Annotated in this window: 20 protein-coding genes; 8 read left to right on the top strand and 12 right to left on the bottom strand. The window is 61.2% G+C overall.

Going from position 1 to position 18,370, the window contains the following annotated elements:
• Positions 1 to 188 precede the first annotated feature (188 nt).
• Both leuC and leuD read left to right on the top strand, forming a co-directional pair.
• The gene (leuC, locus tag AC3WMV_RS12695) at positions 189 to 1,607 is read left to right on the top strand and encodes a 3-isopropylmalate dehydratase large subunit (protein ID WP_103368490.1); all 1,419 of its coding nucleotides are present in this window, start codon (positions 189 to 191) and stop codon (positions 1,605 to 1,607) included.
• The gene (leuD, locus tag AC3WMV_RS12690; RefSeq protein WP_103368491.1) at positions 1,604 to 2,218 is read left to right on the top strand and encodes a 3-isopropylmalate dehydratase small subunit; all 615 of its coding nucleotides are present in this window, start codon (positions 1,604 to 1,606) and stop codon (positions 2,216 to 2,218) included. Before leuC ends, leuD begins: the two co-directional genes overlap by 4 nt.
• Before the next feature lie 126 nt (positions 2,219 to 2,344).
• Here the strand turns inward: leuD and AC3WMV_RS12685 are convergent, their stop codons facing one another.
• From AC3WMV_RS12685 to soxR, 4 genes are all read right to left on the bottom strand, one after another.
• Complete coding sequence (locus AC3WMV_RS12685) at positions 2,345 to 3,295, bottom strand: LysR substrate-binding domain-containing protein (RefSeq protein ID WP_103368492.1); 951 nt, start codon at positions 3,293 to 3,295, stop codon at positions 2,345 to 2,347.
• Between the two features lie 24 nt (positions 3,296 to 3,319).
• Positions 3,320 to 4,195, bottom strand: coding sequence for an alpha/beta fold hydrolase (locus AC3WMV_RS12680; protein WP_027613383.1), 876 nt, complete (start codon positions 4,193 to 4,195; stop codon positions 3,320 to 3,322).
• 208 nt (positions 4,196 to 4,403) lie between these two features.
• Positions 4,404 to 4,862 (bottom strand): VOC family protein, encoded by a 459-nt coding sequence (locus AC3WMV_RS12675; RefSeq protein ID WP_103368493.1) that lies wholly within the window; start codon positions 4,860 to 4,862, stop codon positions 4,404 to 4,406.
• Between the two features lie 102 nt (positions 4,863 to 4,964).
• Positions 4,965 to 5,414: a redox-sensitive transcriptional activator SoxR gene (gene soxR, locus AC3WMV_RS12670; protein ID WP_103368494.1), complete on the bottom strand. Its 450-nt coding sequence runs from the start codon at positions 5,412 to 5,414 to the stop codon at positions 4,965 to 4,967.
• 95 nt (positions 5,415 to 5,509) lie between these two features.
• On the opposite strand from soxR, the gene AC3WMV_RS12665 reads away from it, so the two are divergent.
• Complete coding sequence (locus tag AC3WMV_RS12665) at positions 5,510 to 5,875, top strand: antibiotic biosynthesis monooxygenase (RefSeq protein WP_103368495.1); 366 nt, start codon at positions 5,510 to 5,512, stop codon at positions 5,873 to 5,875.
• Here the strand turns inward: AC3WMV_RS12665 and AC3WMV_RS12660 are convergent.
• The 4 genes from AC3WMV_RS12660 to msuE form a co-directional block, all read right to left on the bottom strand.
• A complete protein-coding gene (locus tag AC3WMV_RS12660) occupies positions 5,872 to 6,975 on the bottom strand; it encodes a sigma-54 interaction domain-containing protein (RefSeq protein WP_103368496.1) in 1,104 nt (367 codons plus the stop codon). The two genes, AC3WMV_RS12665 and AC3WMV_RS12660, sit on opposite strands and share 4 nt — an antisense overlap.
• A gap of 25 nt (positions 6,976 to 7,000) precedes the next feature.
• Positions 7,001 to 8,188 carry an acyl-CoA dehydrogenase family protein gene (locus AC3WMV_RS12655; RefSeq protein WP_027613378.1) on the bottom strand — a complete coding sequence of 396 codons (1,188 nt, stop codon included), beginning with the start codon at positions 8,186 to 8,188 and terminating at the stop codon, positions 7,001 to 7,003.
• Between the two features lie 130 nt (positions 8,189 to 8,318).
• Positions 8,319 to 9,464, bottom strand: coding sequence for an FMNH2-dependent alkanesulfonate monooxygenase (ssuD, locus tag AC3WMV_RS12650; RefSeq protein WP_095137367.1), 1,146 nt, complete (start codon positions 9,462 to 9,464; stop codon positions 8,319 to 8,321).
• 10 nt (positions 9,465 to 9,474) lie between these two features.
• Positions 9,475 to 10,038, bottom strand: coding sequence for an FMN reductase (gene msuE / locus AC3WMV_RS12645; RefSeq protein WP_047599911.1), 564 nt, complete (start codon positions 10,036 to 10,038; stop codon positions 9,475 to 9,477).
• A gap of 392 nt (positions 10,039 to 10,430) precedes the next feature.
• Here msuE and AC3WMV_RS12640 point away from each other — a divergent pair, with 392 nt between their 5' ends.
• The 4 genes from AC3WMV_RS12640 to AC3WMV_RS12625 all read left to right on the top strand — a co-directional run bounded on the left by AC3WMV_RS12640 (position 10,431) and on the right by AC3WMV_RS12625 (position 14,638).
• Positions 10,431 to 10,688: a hypothetical protein gene (locus AC3WMV_RS12640; RefSeq protein ID WP_103368497.1), complete on the top strand. Its 258-nt coding sequence runs from the start codon at positions 10,431 to 10,433 to the stop codon at positions 10,686 to 10,688.
• A 99-nt stretch (positions 10,689 to 10,787) separates the two neighbouring features.
• Entirely contained in the window at positions 10,788 to 11,402 is a 615-nt protein-coding gene (locus AC3WMV_RS12635) for a LysE family translocator (RefSeq protein ID WP_003226640.1), read from the top strand.
• A 205-nt stretch (positions 11,403 to 11,607) separates the two neighbouring features.
• On the top strand, positions 11,608 to 12,774 hold the full coding sequence (locus tag AC3WMV_RS12630) for an aminotransferase class V-fold PLP-dependent enzyme (RefSeq protein WP_103368498.1): 1,167 nt from the start codon (positions 11,608 to 11,610) through the stop codon (positions 12,772 to 12,774).
• Between the two features lie 55 nt (positions 12,775 to 12,829).
• Positions 12,830 to 14,638, top strand: a complete 1,809-nt coding sequence (locus tag AC3WMV_RS12625) for an aminopeptidase P family protein (RefSeq protein ID WP_103368499.1) — start codon at positions 12,830 to 12,832, stop codon at positions 14,636 to 14,638.
• Positions 14,639 to 14,687: 49 nt separating this feature from the next.
• Here the strand turns inward: AC3WMV_RS12625 and AC3WMV_RS12620 are convergent, their stop codons facing one another.
• Positions 14,688 to 15,284 carry a 2-hydroxychromene-2-carboxylate isomerase gene (locus AC3WMV_RS12620; protein ID WP_103368500.1) on the bottom strand — a complete coding sequence of 199 codons (597 nt, stop codon included), beginning with the start codon at positions 15,282 to 15,284 and terminating at the stop codon, positions 14,688 to 14,690.
• A gap of 40 nt (positions 15,285 to 15,324) precedes the next feature.
• Positions 15,325 to 16,053 (bottom strand): SDR family oxidoreductase, encoded by a 729-nt coding sequence (locus AC3WMV_RS12615; protein ID WP_103368501.1) that lies wholly within the window; start codon positions 16,051 to 16,053, stop codon positions 15,325 to 15,327.
• Between the two features lie 92 nt (positions 16,054 to 16,145).
• Here AC3WMV_RS12615 and AC3WMV_RS12610 point away from each other — a divergent pair, with 92 nt between their 5' ends.
• On the top strand, positions 16,146 to 16,724 hold the full coding sequence (locus AC3WMV_RS12610) for a TetR/AcrR family transcriptional regulator (RefSeq protein ID WP_027613371.1): 579 nt from the start codon (positions 16,146 to 16,148) through the stop codon (positions 16,722 to 16,724).
• 1 nt (position 16,725) lies between these two features.
• Here the strand turns inward: AC3WMV_RS12610 and AC3WMV_RS12605 are convergent, their stop codons facing one another.
• Together AC3WMV_RS12605 and rhtA are read right to left on the bottom strand one after the other, a co-directional pair.
• Complete coding sequence (locus tag AC3WMV_RS12605; protein WP_096795010.1) at positions 16,726 to 17,007, bottom strand: hypothetical protein; 282 nt, start codon at positions 17,005 to 17,007, stop codon at positions 16,726 to 16,728.
• A gap of 169 nt (positions 17,008 to 17,176) precedes the next feature.
• Positions 17,177 to 18,064, bottom strand: a complete 888-nt coding sequence (gene rhtA / locus AC3WMV_RS12600; protein ID WP_103368502.1) for a threonine/homoserine exporter RhtA — start codon at positions 18,062 to 18,064, stop codon at positions 17,177 to 17,179.
• Positions 18,065 to 18,370: the final 306 nt, after the last annotated feature.

Here is an 18,370-nt window from a genome sequence, read left to right as displayed (position 1 = left end):
GCGTCGTGTCAGTCGACATCAATGTTGAATGATCAACCGCTTTCGCGAGCAAGCCCGCTCCCACAGGGGCGTTCGGTGATCAGCCGATCAAACACGATTCATGAATGCCGCTCTCACTGCCTGCCAATTGATGCGGTCAAGGCGCTCCTTATGATGGAAATCACTGGATTCCCCTAGTGAGCCCCCTGATGACCCCCAGAACCCTCTACGACAAACACATCGATTCGCACACCGTGTGCCGCCTCGACGATCAGGGCCATGTGCTGTTGTACATCGATCGCCAAGTGATCAACGAATACACCAGCCCGCAGGCGTTCAGCGGTCTGCGTGCTGCCGGGCGCAAGGTCTGGCGGCCGGGTACGGCGTTGGCGGTGGTCGATCACGTCAACTCGACCACCCCCAAACGGGTGGCGGCGATGCCTGATGCCGGCGGTGCGCGGCAGGTGTCGTATCTGGCGGAGAACTGCCGGGACTTCGGCATCGAACTGCTGGACATTCTCGATAAACGTCAGGGCATCGAGCATGTGATCGCCCCGGAGCAGGGCTTCATTCTGCCGGGCATGGTCATCGCTGCCGGTGACAGCCACACCACCACGTACGGTGCGCTGGGGGCGTTCGGATTTGGCATTGGCACCTCGGAAATCGAGCACTTGCTGGCCTCGCAGACGCTGGTCTACAAACGCCTGAAAAGCCTGCGCGTGACGGTGGATGGCGAGTTGGCGCCGGGGCTGACGTCGAAGGACGTGATCATGGCGCTGATCGGCCGCATCGGTGCATCGGGCGCCACTGGCTATGCGATCGAATTCTGCGGTTCGACCATTGATGCGCTGAGCGTCGAGGCGCGGATGACCATTTGCAACATGGCGGTAGAAGCCGGTGCACGCGGTGCGTTCATGGCGCCGGACGAAAAAGTCTTTGCTTATCTCAACGGCAAACCCCGCGCACCACAAGGCGTACTGTGGGCGCGGGGCGTGGGAAAGTGGCGTGAACTGCGCAGCGATCCCGGCGCGGTGTTTGACCGCGAAATCCACCTCGACGCCAGCAAGCTGGAACCGATGGTTACCTGGGGCACCAGCCCGGATCAGGCGGCGCCGATCGGTGCGCAAGTGCCGGATCCGCAAAGTATCGACGACCCGATCCTGCGTCAGGACATGCGCCGCGCCCTTCAATACATGGGCCTGGAGCCGGGGATGGCGCTGCGCGATATCGTCATCAGCCACGCTTTTATCGGCTCCTGCACCAACTCGCGGATCGAGGATCTGCGTGACGCCGCCAGCGTGGTGCGCGGTCGGCGGGTGGCCGGGTATGTGCGGGCGATGATCGTGCCCGGCTCCAGTGAGGTTCGCGCTCAGGCTGAAGCCGAAGGGCTGGCGCAGATCTTCATCGACGCCGGGTTTGAATGGCGTCAGTCCGGCTGCTCGATGTGCCTGGCGATGAACGATGACGTGCTCGCGCCCGGCGACCGTTGCGCCTCCAGCACCAACCGCAATTTCGAAGGCCGCCAGGGCGCCGGGGCGCGCACCCACCTGATGAGCCCGGCGATGGTCGCCGCCGCCGCGATCAGTGGCCACCTCACCGACATCCGCCACTTTGGAGAACGCCCATGAGCCTGCAACCCTTCACGCAAGTCAGCGGCCAGGCCGCGCCGCTGCTTGGGGCCAACGTCGACACCGATGTGATCATGCCCAAGCAGTTTCTCAAGGGCATCGACCGTCAGGGGCTGGATCGTGGGCTGTTTTTCGATCTGCGCTTTCTTGCCGACGGTACGCCCAACCCTGAATTCGTGCTGAACCAGCCAGCCTGGCAGGGCGCGAGTTTTCTCGTTGTCGGGGCGAACTTCGGCTGCGGTTCCAGCCGCGAACACGCGGTGTGGGGGTTGCAGCAAATGGGCATTCGCGCGCTGATCGGCAGCCGTTTTGCCGGGATCTTCTACGACAACTGCCAGCGCAACGGGGTGTTGCTGATTACCCTGGACGAGGCACAGGTGCAGCGCATTGGCCGGTTGGTGAGTCAGCCTGAAACGGCACTGATCCATGTGGATCTTGAGGCGCAGCAGATACGTCTGGCGGACGGTGAAGTCATCGATTTCCAGATTGACGGCTTGCGCAAGACCGCACTGTTGCTGGGGCTGGATGCGATAGGCAGTACCTTGCAGCGGCGTGAGCAGATCGAGGCGTTCGAGCGCGAACATCTGGCCGCCAACCCATGGCTGACCTGACACCCCCACTAACCCTTGTAGGAGTGAGCCTGCTCGCGATAGCTGTCATTCAGCCGATGATGATGTCGACTGACACGACGCCATCGCGAGCAGGCTCACTCCTACAAGGGTTTTGTGTTGAACCCGCTATAGCGACAAATCCTTGAAATGCCCCTGCAAAAACTCCACACACGCCCGTAGCTTCCCGGAGTTGGCCAGCCGCGTCGGGTACACCGCCCAGACATTGGCGCTCTGGCTGTAAGCGGCCAGCACCGGCAGCAGTCGGCCCTGTTCCAGCAACGGTTTCACATCCCACAATGAACGCAGCAGCACGCCGCGTCCGTCGAGCGCCCATTGCAGGACGATCTCGCCGTTGTTGGAAGACAGCGGCCCACTGACCCGCACGCTTTCCTGCGTGCCGTCGCGATCCAGATGCCAGACGCCGAAAGCGTTGTCGCGCTCCTTGATCACCAGGCAGTCATGTTGTTGCAGATCGTCCAGAGTCTGCGGTGTGCCTCGGCGTTCAAGGTATTCGGGCGCAGCGCACAGCACCCGGCGGTTGCTCACCAGTTGCCGGCCGATGTGCTGACCGGGCAGGTCGTCGCCGACGCGGATTTCCAGATCGAAACCCTCGTTGACGATGTCCACCGCGCGGTCGAACAGGTCCAGGCGAATCTGCAACTGCGGGTGAAGCTCGGCCAGCCGCGAAACCGCAGGCGCCACATGGTTGCGGCCGAAACCGAAACTGCTGCAGATGTGCAAACGCCCGCGTGGACTGTCGTGGGCGTCGGCGAGATCGTCATGCAGTTGTTGAAAATCATCGAGGATGCGCAAGGCCCAGCGCTGCACCCGCTCGCCGTCCTCGGTCAGCGACACGCGGCGACTGGTGCGGTGCAGCAGGCGAGTGCCGAGGGTCGATTCGAGAATCTGGATGCGTTTGCTGACGTAGGCCGGGGACAGGCCCAGTTCATCCGCAGCGGCGGCAAAACCGTTCTTGCGGATAACGGTCAGCAGCACGCGCAGGTCTTCGGGCAGGGGCACGGGGTTTTGGTTCTGGGACATGTGGGAACGAGCATTGGCGGCACAAGCCGCCAGCATATCATCGGCCGTACAGGGCTCGATTCAGCGCAGGAAATCCAGCGCTTCGGCGAGCAACAGTTCCGGCACTTCTTCGGCCAGATAATGCCCAGCCGGCAGCGCCTTGCCACTGACGTTGGTCGCCACAAGCTGCCATTCCTTGAGCGGGTCAAAGCAGCGCCCGACTGTGCCTTGCGCACCCCACAGCACCCGCAGCGGCAGGTCAAGATGATGCCCGGCAGCGATGTCGGCCCGGTCATGTTCCAGGTCGATGCTGGCGCTGGCGCGGTAGTCCTCGCAAATGCCTCGGGCGCTGCCGGGACGTTGCAGGCAACGCAGGTATTCGCTGAACGCTGGCTCGGTGAACGGCGCGAGTCCGGCGCTGCGGCTGCCCATCACGCTGCGCAGATAGGCTGCGGGATCGGCCTCGATCAGGGTTTCCGGCAACGGCGCCGGGCGGATCAGGAAGAACCAGTGCCAATAGGCGCGGGCGAACGCTTCGTTGGTCTGTGTGTACATCGCCAGGGTCGGGGCGATGTCCAGCAGCATCATCCGCTGCACCGCCGCGCGGTGGTCGAGGGCCAGGCGATGGCCGACCCGGGCGCCACGGTCGTGGGCCAGAATCGAAAACTGTTCGAAGCCCAGCGCCTGCATCAACTCGAGGTTGTCCCTGGCCATTTCGCGTTTTGAGTAATGGCGGTGTTGTTCATCGGCAGCCGGTCGGGCGCTGTCGCCGTAGCCGCGCAGGTCGGCGGCGACCACTGTGAAATGCTCCGCCAACTGCTCGGCAATCTTGTGCCAGATCACGTGGGTCTGCGGGTGTCCGTGCAACAGCAACAGCCCCGGGCCGCTGCCACCGAGGCGATAGGCGATGTCGACGCCGTTGACGTGGCGCTGGTCTTTGACGAATCCGGCAAACATCGGGCTGATCCTTGTTCAGGTGCGGGTGGGATGCATCCTGAAAGTGTTCGGCATTCGGGGCAAGGGTTGAAGCGTGGTGTTCAGGTTCATGAAGTGTGATGTGTCCGCACTGGCCTCATCGCGAGCAGGCTCACTCCTACAGTTGAAACGCGTTCCAATTGTAGGAGTGAGCCTGCTCGCGATAGGGCCAGCCAAAACCCTGAAAATCTCAACCCTGACTGAACATCTCCATCGCCCGCTGCTTGATCTGCTCTTCCGTCAGATCCTCCTTGCGCGTGGCGAGAAACCACAGGTGCCCATAGGGATCCTTCAGCGTCCCGCTGCGATCACCATAAAATTGATCCTTGACCTCCGACACCGCTTTCGCCCCGGCATCCAGCGCCCGTTGAAAGGACTTGTCGACATCAGTGACATACAGATGCAGACCGACCGACACGGCATTGTCCGGACCACTCAACGGCCCTTGATCGCACGGCGTGCCGAGCATGATCGCGCTGTCGCCAATACGCAGTTCGGCGTGGCCGACGCGCCCGTCTGGCATGTCCAGGCGCATGACCTGGGTCGCGCCGAAGGCTTTCTTGTAGAACTCGATGGCTTCGGCAGCCTTGAGGATGCCGAGGTACGGGGTAATGCTGTGATACCCCTCGGGAATGGGTTTGACGCTCATGACGTTCTCCCTGTTTTTGTTTTCGGGGTGTGGCTCCACCGGATTTGTGGAAGATTCACTATAGAACTGTCTGCGCGGCCAGGATTTTTCCCCGACGAGCAGTCAGTCCAGAAAGTGCGCCCCCGGCCCCTGATCACCGAGCACATCGCCCTGATTGCGCAACGGGCAGGCCTCCATCGACAGACACCCGCAACCGATGCAACCGGTGAGCCGGTCACGCAACAAGGTCAGCTGATTGATCCGCTCGTCCAGTTCGCGGCGCCATTGTTCGGACAGGACTTTCCAGTCTGCTGCTGTCGGAGCGCGGTCGTCGGGGAGTCTCTTCAGCGCCTCGCCAATCTCCGCCAGCGGAATGCCCAGGCGTTGCGCGACCTTGATCAACGCCACCCGGCGTAAGACCGCCCGTGGGTAACGGCGCTGATTGCCGGCATTGCGCTGGCTGGTGATCAGGCCTTTGGCTTCATAAAAATGCAGGGCAGTGACCGCGACTCCGCTGCGCGCGGCGACTTCGCCCACGGTGAGCTGTTTGTGCAGGTTTTCCGGGGTGATCATTTTGCAAAAGGACTCTTGACCTTGACTTAACTAGAGGTTTTACCCTGCAGGCCTTCGAGTCGCAAGACTCGGCTTACGATGAGTGGGGACTTCTCATGCAAACCTCAGCGAAAAATCGCAGCTTTACCCAATTGATCGAATTCGAGATCGAGCCGCGCCAGCAGCCGGCATTGGTCAGTGCGCTGGCGCAGCAGAGTGAACATCTGGCGCAGCGCTACGCAGGCTTTGTCAGCGCCAGCGTTCAGGTCAGCGACGACGGCCGGCGGGTGCTGAGCCTGCTGCAGTGGCAGAGCCGCGAGGCCGGGGAGGCGGCGTTCTGTAGCTTTGAAAGCGGCGAGCAGGATTTCTGGCAGCTGATCCGCGCCCATCAGGCGAAGACCGTGACCTTCAATTCATTTCAGGTGTTGAGCAGCATCGCCCGCAGTCATGACGATGCGCTGCACTGCAATCTGGTCGGCTAGATCGACAACTGGATCAGGCGTTCACCGTGCAGATTCTCCGTGAGTCGCCGCTTGTTCACCGCCAGTTCGCCGATCTTGATCAGCCGCGTGCGGGTGACATTGCGGCTCAGACCGAGCAGCGCGGCGGTGTGCACCTGGTTGTAATGGCAGAAGCGATAGGCGGCGCGCAGCAGGGCGTCTTCGACCTTTTCGTGGAGGGCGCCGGCCTGTTGTTCGAAGAGTTTTTGAAAGGCCCGCTCCAGCAACGCTTCCGGTGAATCGTCGGCGTTCGACTGCTGATCGTCCGGGCGCTCGATGCGCAGGTTCGACAGGCGCAAATCGTCGCGCTCGATCACGCCGTTACGGCAGATCAACAGGGTGTGATGGATGACGTTTTCCAGTTCGCGGATGTTCCCCGGCCAACTGTAGCTGCGCAGTTTCTGTTCGGCACCGGAGCTGATGCTGACCCGTCCGTAACCCAGGCGCTGGCTGTAGGCCTCGATGAAATGCCGGGTCAGCGGCAGGATATCGCCGGGTCGTTCGCGCAGCGGACTGAGTTCCAGATTGACCACGTTCAACCGGTAGAACAGGTCTTCGCGGAAGTTTCCGGCATTGATCGCTTTCTCCAGTTGCACGTTGGTCGCGGCCAGCACGCGCACATCGATCGGAATGCTCTTGCGCGAGCCGAGGCGCACCACTTCGCGCTCCTGCAACACCCGCAGCAACTTGACCTGAATCGCCATCGGCAAATCGCCGATTTCGTCGAGGAACAAGGTGCCGCCATCCGCCTCTTCGAACCACCCGGCCTTGGCGCTGAGGGCGCCAGTGAAGGCGCCTTTTTCATGGCCGAACAGCTCGGCTTCCACCAGCGATTCGGAGAACGCACCGCAGTTGACCGCGACAAACGGCCGATGCCGGCGGTGGCTCAGATTGTGGATGTGCCGCGCCACCAGCTCTTTGCCGGTGCCGGTCTCGCCGATGATCAGCACGCTGGCTTCGCTCGGTGCGACCTGCTGCAGATGCGCCAGCAGGGCCTGGGACTTGGGGTCTTCGAAGACCTGTGCGGTGGCACGGATCGACGTCGCCAGAGCGGGTGAGGGCGGAAGGGTCAGCAGTTGCATGGGGCTCGCTCCATTAAAGGCAGGATCAGGAATAGAACGTTGGCACCGGCAGCGCCTGATTCAGCGCCCAGTCGCCCAACTCGTGAAGTTTGTAGTCGAGCGGGTCGTGCAGGGTCTGCGTGCGCAGGTTGCGCCAGTGCCGATCGAGACGCAGCGAAGCGTGGGTCGAGCGCGCGCCAGTGACTTCGAACAAACGGCTGCAAATATCCAGCCCCTGACGACTGGCGGCGACCTTGGCGGTGGCAATCGCTGTGGCCAGATGTCCGCGCTCTTCTGCGGTCAGGTTCGGGCCTTGGGCCCAGGCCTCGTCGAGCAGCGCGGCGGCCCGTTCGACCAGCAGGCGGATGCCTTCCAGCGCCACCCAGAACTCGCCGTAATGCGCGAGTACGTACGGGTCTTCACGCACATTGCGGGCGGCGGATTTGTGCCAGAGCCGGGTTTCGCTCAGCGTGTACTGGCGCGCTTCCTCAAAAGCACCTTCGGCGATGCCGAGAAACATGTGGGTGAAGGTCAGTTGCGCGATCAGCGGACGCAGGCAGGCGAACGGTGTGCTCAACGGGCCGGGATCGAGCAGCAGTTCGGATTCCTCGACCCGCACCCGTTCGAACGTAGCGCTGCCGCTGTCGGTCTGGCGCTGGCCGATGTTGTTCCAGTCGTCGTGCAGAGTGATGCCGCTGCGACCGCTGGGGATCGCCGCGATCAGCAACTTGCCGCCGGCACTTTCGTCGACGGCCGAAGCGATCAGCATCTGCGAATCGCTGGCGCCGGAGCAGAAGCTTTTCTTCCCGGAAAACTCGCGCCAACCGCCGAAGTCCTTGACCACGGTGCGGGTGTCGAGCGGGTTGAGGGCGTTGCCCCAGAACCAGTTCTGCCGCGCGGTCTGTTCGAACCACGGCTGCCATTGTTCGGGCCGCGAGAACAGGCGCACGGTGGCGAGCATCAGGTGATGAAAGCCGAAGACGTGGGCGATGGAACTGTCGACCTTGGCGAACTCGCGCACGATCTGCAGGGTTTCGCTCCATGTCGCGCCGAGGCCGCCGTAGCGGGTGGGAATGCTCAGGGCCAGCAGGCCGCTGTCGCGCAGGGCATCGCGCTCGGCCTTCGGCGTACCGCCGCGCTCGTCACGCTCGACGGCGGTGACGGCGAATTCGGCGGCCAGTTGGCGCGCGGTTTGCAGCGGGGAGAGCAGGGTGCTTTGTGGTTTGGCGGTCACGCGGTGTTCCTCATCAAATCGACGCGATTCTCTGTAGGAGTGAGCCTGCTCGCGATGTGGTCAGCACAGTCGACATCACCGTCGCAGACACACCGCTTTCGCGAGCAGGCTCACTCCTACAGGGGGCGTTTTAGGCCTTGGCTTGGGTGGGCAACACATCGTTGGCAATCATTTCGCCAAACGGCCCGGTCAGGTTAGTCACGCCGCGTCCGGCCAGGCTTGCATACGGTTCGGGCAGCAGCGGGAACACCAGTTCGGCAAAGCGGTAGGCCTCTTCCAGGTGCGGATAACCGGAAAAGATGAAGCTCTCGATACCGAGGTCGGCGTACTCCTTGATCCGCGCGGCCACTTGCTGCGGATCGCCCACCAGCGCGGTACCGGCGCCGCCGCGTACCAGACCGACGCCGGCCCACAGGTTGGGGGCGATTTCCAGGTTGTCGCGACGCCCGTCGTGCAACGCCGCCATGCGCCGCTGGCCTTCGGAGTCGAAGCGCGAGAAGGATTTCTGCGCCGCCTCGATGGTCTCGTCGCTGATGTGCTCGATCAGTTTGTCCGCAGCCTTCCACGCTTCTTCGGCGGTCTCGCGAACGATGACGTGCAGGCGAATACCGAACTTCACCTTGCGCCCATGGCGTGCGGCGCGTTCACGTACATCGGCGAGTTTTTCGGCAACGGCGGCGGGCGGTTCGCCCCAGGTCAGGTACACGTCGACTTGCTCGGCAGCGAGGTCATGCGCCGCGTCGGACGAGCCGCCGAAATACAGCGGCGGATACGGTTTCTGCACTGGCGGATAAAGGGCTTTGGCGTTCTGTACTTTCAGGTGTTTGCCTTCGAAATCCACCGATTCACCTTGCAACACCCGGCGCCAGATCTTGAGGAATTCGTCGGTGACTTCGTAGCGTTCGCTGTGGCTCAGGAAGCTGCCGTCGCCACGGTTTTCGTCAGGGTCGCCGCCGGTCACCACGTTGATCAGCAGACGGCCGTTGGACAGTCGATCAAGCGTCGCCGCCATGCGCGCCGAAACGGTGGGCGAAATGATCCCCGGGCGGATCGCTACCAGATAACGCAGGCGTTCGGTCAACGGCACCAGCGCCGAGGCGATCACCCACGAGTCTTCGCAGGAGCGCCCGGTGGGAATCAGCACGCCGTGATAGCCGAGGCTGTCGGCGGCTTGCGCCACTTGTTTCAGATAATTCAGGGTGACCGGGCGCGCGCCTTGGGTGGTGCCCAGGTAATGGCCGTCGCCGTGGGTCGGCAGGAACCAGAAAACATCCATGCACAGCTCCTTAAGCGATTTTCAGCAACGGTTTGATTTGTGTGCCGAACAGCGGCGCGGCGCGTTCGGCGGCCAGACGGATCCGCGCTTTCAGCGGTTCGCTGGTGATCTGGTAGTCGGCGAAATCGGCTTCGGTAGCGTAGACCCCGATCGGCAGGGTCACCGCCTGGAAGAAACTGAACAGCGGCCGCAACTGATGATCGAGCACCAGCGCATGGCGCTCGCTGCCGCCGGTGGCGGCAAGCAGCACCGGGGTGTCGATCAGCGCGTTGAGGTCAATCAGGTCGAACAGATGCTTGAGCAGGCCCGGGTAGGAACCGCGATACACCGGCGCGGCGACGATCAGTAGATCGGCCTGTTCGATGGCTTGCAGTTCGGCCTCGACCTCGGCGCTCAGCTCCTGACGCGACAGGGCACCACCCAATGGCCGGGCGATGTCACCAAGTTCGATCAGATGACTCTCGACCGGTAAGTGCCCGGCCAGTTCGGCCAACAGCGCTTGGGTCAGCACCAGCGTGCGCGATGGACGCCAGGTGCCGCCGGAGAGGGCGACGACTTTCAGGGGACGCGACATGATCAGTTCCTTTTTATCAACAGTTGCTCAGCGAGCAGTGGGTCAGTGCCAAGGCTTGAGCAAGCGCTGTACCAATTCCTGAGAGGCCCGGTTTACCTGGGCTTGAGCATTGTGCCGTGAGCCGGTGGTGCGGATATCAGGCGGGTTTGTTGATCTGCTGTTGCCTGGGCAACAGTTGCTGGAGCAACAGTTGTTTGCCGTGTGCAGGGATTTATAGCGGCTGCTGGTTATTCCGTAAAAGAACGTTAATCGATATTTATAGATCGTTAGGAGATATAGCGCCGATCAAGCTGAAATCCTGATAGCCACTATTGAGAGCGTTGATTTTTGCCCGGACGGGCGCGGGCGTAGCCTTTGTCCATCGACTACCACTGCTCGCCAGGACGCTCCCCATGAATCGTTTACTGACTTTTTCGCTGTTGCTTGCTGTCTCAGTACTTGCCGGTTGTGCGACCCACGTTTCCCCCGAACAACGGCCGTACACCGCCGAAGAATCCCGCGAACTGGCGATGGAAGCGCTGAACCGCAGCGGCTTGTCTTTCGACGAATATCACGCGAAAAAATCCGCACTGTTGGGCGAATCGCAATTCGACAAGAAAGCTGAAATGAGCGCCGGGCGAGCCATACAGCTGCACGGTCGTCCAAGCTAATCGCAAACTGTACTGCTTGAATTTTCGCGTAACTGTCCGTGGGTTTGCGCGCTGCCGTGCGATAGGGTCAACACCTGAATGACCCTGACGGATTGCCCCATGACCCTCTCGCTCGACCTGCTTTTGGGCTTTGCCCTGTTTGCCCTTGTCACCTCGATTACACCGGGGCCGAACAACACCATGTTGCTGGCGTCGGGCGTGAACTTCGGCTTCAACCGCACCATTCCTCACATGCTCGGCATCACCTGCGGCTTCTTCGTATTGGTGGTCGCCGTGGGTTTCGGCCTGGGCGCGGTATTCCAGACTTACCCGATTCTCTACACCGTGCTGCGCTATCTCGGCGCTGCATATCTGTTGTACCTGGCGTGGAAAATCGCCCATTCGGGGCCGGTGGGTGAGGGCGTGGAAGGCGAGGCCAAACCGATCAGCTATCTGGGTGCCGCCGCGTTTCAGTGGGTCAATCCCAAGGCCTGGATCATGGCCATCGGCGCCATCAGCACCTACACGCCGATGCAGGGTTACTTCACCAACGTGGTGGTGATCGCTGCGGTGTTCGCCATCATCAACCTGCCCAGCGTCGGCGTCTGGGCAGCGTGCGGCACGCTGCTGCGTAACGTGCTCAAGGACCCGCGCTGGTTGCGGGTGTTCAACTGGGGCATGGCGGCGCTGTTGGTGATTTCGCTGTACCCGTTACTTCTCGAAAGCTTTCACTGACGCATTGCTTCAACCGCCGGCCCGATGCCTGTTAAGCTCGGCTTCAGGAGCGTTCCTACGCACTTTTAAATGAAGTTGTTCTTCTTTAACGGCATCCGATCAGGTATTGATGACGGTCTCGAACCCAGGCGCAGCTCACAAGGCTGCGCTGTGCCGTTTGCAGACACGAGCCTCCTGATCCCGGAACACGCTCTGCGAGTCTTTTATGAAAAAACGTCCGTTGTATTTCGATTACGCCGCCACCACCCCGGTGGACGAGCGGGTCATCCAGGTGATGATCGATTGTCTGGGTTTTCACGGTAACTTCGGCAACCCGGCGTCCAGCTCCCACGCCTTCGGCCAGCAGGCCCGGCACACGGTCGAGCAGGCCCGTCGGCAAGTCGCCGAACTGGTCGGCGCCGAGGCCACGCAGATCGTCTGGACTTCCGGCGCCACCGAGTCCAACAACCTCGCCCTCAAGGGCGTGGCCCAGGCGCGCGGCGTTGCCGGCGGCCACATCATTACCAGCCAGATCGAACACAAAGCCATTCTCGATACCGCCCGGCAATTGCAGGATGCCGGCGTCGCGGTGACCTATCTGGTACCGAACGCCGAAGGCCTGATCACCCCGCAGGCGGTCAGCGAAGCAATGCGCGACGACACCTTTCTGGTATCGCTGATGCTGGTCAACAACGAACTCGGCACCCTCAATGACATCCCGGCCATCGGTGAAGTCGTGCGCGGTCGTGGCGCGTTGTTCCATGTCGATGCCGCGCAGGGCGCCGGCAAAGTGGCGATCGATCTGCAGCAGTGGCCGGTGGATCTGATGTCGTTTTCGGCGCACAAGCTCTACGGCCCCAAGGGGATCGGCGCGTTGTATGTCGGCCCACGGGCGCAGCAGCGTTTGCAGGCGCAGATTCATGGCGGCGGCCACGAAGGAGGGCTGCGCTCCGGGACCCTGGCGACGCATCAGATCGCCGGCATGGGCGCGGCATTCGCTTTGGCGGCAGCGGAATTCGATGCCGAGAAAAAGTCCATCGTGGCGCTGCGTGAACGGCTGCTCGAACAGTTGCTGAGTCTGCCGGGCGTACGCCTCAACGGCAGCGCCAGCCAGCGCATCGCGCACACGTTGAGCCTGACCTTCAGCGAAGGTGAATTCAACAGTGCGGCCTTGAGCCAGTCGATCGCCTTTTCCGCGACCTCGGCCTGTAACTCGGCGAGCAACACGCCTTCTCACGTGCTGCTGGCGCTGGGGCACGACGCCCGGCTGGCCGGGCGCACCATTCGCCTGAGCCTCGGCCGTTTCACCACCGCCGCCGATGTCGATCAGGCGGCAGCACTGATCAAAGGCGCCTGCGCCAGTGCTCCGGCATTCTGGGCGACAGGGCTTTAACCAGCCGGTTTCACGGCTACGAACAATAACGATGAAGTGATTGGCAGGAGACATGATGAGTACCCAGACTTTGACCGAAGGAACGGTTCCCCAGCGCCTGGCGCACACCCGTGAACTGATGCGCCGCGAAGGCATTCATGCGTTGCTGGTGCCATCGGCCGACCCGCATCTGTCGGAGTACCTGCCGGGCTACTGGCAGGGGCGGCAATGGCTGTCGGGCTTTCATGGTTCGGTCGGCACTTTGATCGTGACTGCTGATTTCGCCGGGGTCTGGGCCGACAGTCGCTATTGGGAACAGGCGACCAAGGAACTCAAGGGCAGCGGCATCGAACTGGTCAAGCTGCAACCGGGTCAGCCGAGCCCGCTGGACTGGCTGGCCGAGCAGACCCCGGAAGGTGGCGTAGTCGCGGTCGACGGTGCGGTGATGGCCGTGGCTTCAGCGCGCACCCTGAGCAGCAAGCTCGAAGCGCGTGGCGCGCGTCTGCGCACCGACATCGACCTGTTGAATGAAGTCTGGGCGGATCGCCCGAGCCTGCCGAACGCGCCGATCTATCAGCATCTGCCACCGCAAGCGACGGTCAGCCGTGGCGAAAAACTCGCCAAACTGCGCGAGACCCTGCAGGCACGTGGCGCCGATTGGCACTTCATCGCCACCCTCGATGACATCGCCTGGCTGTTCAACCTGCGCGGCGGCGACGTGTCGTTCAACCCGGTGTTTGTTTCTTTTGCGTTGATCAATCAACAGCAGGCCACGCTGTTTGTGGCCTTGAGCAAAGTCGATGCCGAGCTGCGTGCAGTGCTGGAACAGGACGGCGTGACTCTGCGCGATTACCGCGAGGTCGCCGACGCCTTGCGCGCTGTACCAGGCGGCGCCAGCCTGCTGGTGGATCCGGCGCGGGTGACCAGCGGTCTGCTGGATAACCTCGACAGCGCGGTGAAACTGGTCGAAGGCTTGAACCCGACCACTCTCGCCAAATCGCAGAAGAGCGAGGCCGATGCACAGCACATTCGCAAGGCCATGGAACAGGATGGCGCGGCGTTGTGCGAATTCTTCGCCTGGCTGGAATCGGCCTGGGGGCGTGAACGCATCACCGAACTGACCATCGACGAAAAACTCACCGCTGCCCGCGAGCGCCGTCCGGATTACGTGTCGCTGAGCTTCAACACGATTGCCGCGTTTAACGCCAATGGCGCGATGCCGCACTATCACGCCACCGAAGAAGAACACGCGGTGATCGAGGGTGACGGCTTGCTGCTGATCGACTCGGGCGGCCAGTACCTGGGTGGCACCACCGACATCACTCGAATGGTGCCGGTCGGTACGCCGACGGCTGAGCAGAAGCGTGACTGCACGCGTGTGCTCAAAGGCGTGATCGCGCTGTCGCGGGCGCAGTTCCCGAAAGGCATTCTCTCGCCGTTGCTCGACGCCATTGCCCGCGCACCGATCTGGGCGGAAAGCGTGGATTACGGTCACGGTACCGGTCATGGGGTCGGCTATTTCCTCAACGTGCATGAAGGCCCGCAGGTGATCGCCTATCAGGCAGCACCGGCACCGCAAACGGCGATGCAACCGGGGATGATCACCTCGATTGAACCGGGCACCTATCGTCCGGGTCGCTGGGGCGTGCGCATCGAGAACCTGGCAATGAACCGCGAGGCGGGGAGCAGCGAGTTCGGTGAGTTCCTCAAGTTTGAAACCTTGACCCTGTGCCCGATCGACACGCGCTGTCTGGAGCCATCCTTGCTGACGCAGGAAGAGAAGCAGTGGTTCAACGCTTACCATACTGAAGTGCGTGAGCGTCTGAGTCCGTTGCTCGATGGGGCCGCGCTGGAGTGGCTGAACACGCGCACAGCGGCGATTTGAATGGCTGAAACCCGGGCGCTGTTGGCAGCGTCCGGGTTCTGAGGTTTTTCTAAGCCTGACGCAGGGCCTCTTCGACGAAGTCGAGGCGGTCCTGTCCAAAGAACATCTGGTTGCCGATAAACATGCTCGGCGCGCCAAACACCCCGCGTTTAATGGCTGTTTCAGTGTTGTCCTTCAGGGCTGCCTTGACTGTCTCGTCGTTGGTCAGGGCCAGGACTTCATTGGGATCGAATCCGTGTTCGCTCAAAACCGCAGCGACAGTCTCCGGCTCATCGAGAGGGCGTCCCTCCACCCACAATGCCTTGAACAGACAATCGATAAATGCGTGAAAGCGTTCCGGTTGGCGCAGTTGTATGCCGGTGACCGCGCGCATCAGCATCAGCGTGTTGATCGGAAAATGCGGATTGAATTTCAGCGGCACGCCATAACGTTTGGCGTAGCGATCCAGATCCTGAAACATGTAACGGCCCTTCGCCGGAATCATTGCCGGCGATGCGTTGCCAGTCGCCTTGAACACGCCGCCCAGCAGCATCGGGATGTAGATCAGTTGGCTGCCGGTGTCGGCACAGATCTTCGGCAACTGGGTATAGGCCAGATAGGTGGCAGGGCTGCCGAGATCGAAATAGAACTCCACGGTTTTCGTCATCTTCGCTGCTCTCTGATTATTGTTATGGAGGAGGCGGGGCTTACCAGCGTTCGTTCCATGGGCGCAGATCCAGCTCGAAGGTCCAGGCGTCCCGTGGCTGACGGTGCAGATACCAGTAGTTTTCGGCGATGTGCTCGGGATTGAGAATACCGTCCTGATCCTTGGTCGCGTACTTCTCGGGGAAACTTTTGCGGATGAAGTCGGTATCGATGGCGCCATCGACCACCACGTGCGCGACGTGGATGTTCATCGGCCCCAGCTCGCGCGCCATGCTTTGTGCCAGTGCGCGGATACCGTGTTTGGCCCCGGCAAACGCGGCGAATCCGGAAGCACCGCGCAGTCCGGCGGTGGCGCCAGTGAACAGAATGGTGCCGCGTTGGCGGGTGACCATGCGCTTGGCCACTTCGCGGGCATTGAGAAAGCCCGAGAAACAGGCCATTTCCCAGATCTTGAAATATTTGCGCGCAGTTTCTTCGAGAATGCTGCAAGGCACGTTGGCACCAATGTTGAAGACAAACGCCTCGATCGGGCCGAGGCGGGTTTCAATCTCTTCAATCAACGCAATCACGTCTTCTTCCTTGCGCGCATCGCAGGCAAAGCCGTGAGCTTCGCCACCCTCGGCCTTAATCGCCTCGACCAGCGGCTGTAATTTGTCGGCGCTGCGCCGGGTGACGCAAGCGATAAAACCTTCTCTGGCAAAGCGCTTGGCAATCGCTCCGCCAGTGGCATCGCCCGCACCCACCACCAACACGACCTTCTTGTTATTCATGGGTAGATCCCTTTAGTAAACGATCGTTAAGTGAACGAACGTTATGCTAGGATCCGGACAACGTCAAGGCGGTCGATCAAGAGGGCAAGCACATGCGGTATTCCGCCGGTCATAAGCTGGAAACCCGAGAAAAGCTGCTGAACAGCAGCGCGCTGTCAGCCAAGCGTTCGGGCTTTTCCACAGTCGGTGTCGATGGTTTGATGAAGGCTATCGGCCTCAGTGGCGCAGCGTTTTATAGCCACTTTTCGTCGAAAAACGAGCTGTTCACGGCGATCGTCGAGCGTGAACTGTGTCAGAGCCTGGAGCGACTGGGAGGGCAGGGGGCGCAGGATCGTGAGCGGCTGGAACGCTGTCTGAAACAGTACCTGAGCATGGCTCACGTGGAGCAGCCTGAATCGGGCTGCGCCTTGCCGACACTGGGTGCGGAAATTGCCCGTTCAGATGATCAGGTTCGCGAGCAGGCAGAGTTGTGGATTTGTCGGTTGCACGCCAGTTGGGCGCAGATTCTGGAAAGCGACAGCCTGGCGTGGGCGATTCTGTCGCAATGCGTCGGAGCGTTGGTAGTGGCGCGGATGCTGGTGACGCCGGAGATTCAACGGACGGTTTTGAAATCCAGTCATGAGGAAATCGGGCGTCAGCTGGCTGCTCGACAAGGCGAGCAGCCAGCATGATTCATTTGCAGATGACGATCATGCTGCGGCTGGTATAACCGGCCGGATTAAGACCGAACGGGTAGTCGCCGGGTTCTTCCACGGCGTCCCCTGATTTGGCGATGACTTTGTAGCCCTTTGGGGCGCAGGCATTGGCGGCGCTGGTGTAGCACTTGTCCCAAGAGGACGACAGCCCGGAACAGTTGATGTGCAGCCCTTTTTTACCGTGCTTCACTTGGGTCTTGGCGGTGGCTGCGCACCCCGCTACTGCCAATACAGCGATCAGTATCAAAATTCGTTTCATTACCGTCCTTATGGTAGCCACGAGTCTGGCGCTCGGGTCTGCCTGTATTCGCCTGCGCTTTAAGCGGTTCGATATCCCTGTCCGAAAAAATCCATGCCTGGCACTGAGTTAAGGGGCCTAAACATGGCCTAAATGAACGCCAATTGCCAGACCTTCGTCAAATCCTGTTTCAATCTGCCGCTACAACGGGTTTCGCGCTACTGCCCATGGTCATGGTTGCCCCGACGGAAGCCAGAATAATGCACAGGATCGCCATCCATTGTGACAGCGTGAGGTACTCCTGCAGGAATAGCAGCCCGGACAACGCGCCAAAGGCCGGTTCGATGCTCATCAACGTCCCAAAGGTGCGGGCTGGTATGCGGGTGAGGGCGACCATCTCCAGCGTGTAGGGCAAAGCAGTCGAGAGGATGGCGACGCCGATGGCCACCGGGATCAGCGACGGGGTGAGCAATGCCGCGCCGGCATGCACGATGCCGATCGGGGCGACAAACAGTGCGGCAATCATCACGCCCAGCGCCGCGGTCGTCACGCCGTTGTCGGCGCCAGCCTTTTTGCCGAACAGAATGTACAGCGCCCAGCACACGCCGGCCCCCAAGGCGTAACCGGCGCCCATTAGATCAATCCCCGTGGATGTCGCTCCTGTCGGGATCAACAGCAGCAGGCCAACTGCCGCCAGAGCAATCCAGAGAAAGTCGATAGCGCGGCGGGAGGCGTAGATGGCGACGGCCAACGGACCCGTGAATTCAAGCGCGACTGCAATTCCAAGTGGCACGGTGCGCAATGACATATAGAAGAGGAAGTTCATCCCGCCCAGCGCCATTCCGTAAACGATCACCGTGCGCAGGGACTGAGCTGTCAGCTTGGCGCGCCACGGACGCAGTAGTAACAGCATGATTACGCTGGCAAAGACCAGGCGCAGGGTGGTCGTCCCCTGAGCGCCAACCACCGGGAACATGCTCTTGGCCAGAGAGGCGCCAGACTGAATGGATGCCATGGCTATTAATAAGAGGCCAACCGGGAACAGCATTGAGGCCAGAGAGCGAGGTTGGTCAGTCATTGCAAGGCATCATCCGAAGGTGAGAACAGGGTGTTGTTTTAAGTGTTGGGCAATATACTGCGCATTCGCTGACGTTGCATCTATATATAAGCAGGCTTTTTCGGTGCATTGATAGAAAACTGAAATTAACGGTTGACGGCAGATTCAGGAGGTCTATAATTCGCCCCACTTCCGGCGCAGTCGAAACGTAAAACTCCTTGAGATTCAACGAGTTACGCAGTTTTCGACAGCGGCTTGCTTCAGTTCATCGAAGCCTGGAAGGAGTTGAAAGAGCGGTGATGTTTGGCTCTTTTGACGGTTCGATCT

The sequence above is a fragment of the Pseudomonas sp. FW305-3-2-15-E-TSA4 genome (assembly GCF_058787295.1).
The sequence above is the reverse complement of the archived record's forward strand: the minus strand, read 5'-3'. Positions and strand labels throughout refer to the sequence as shown.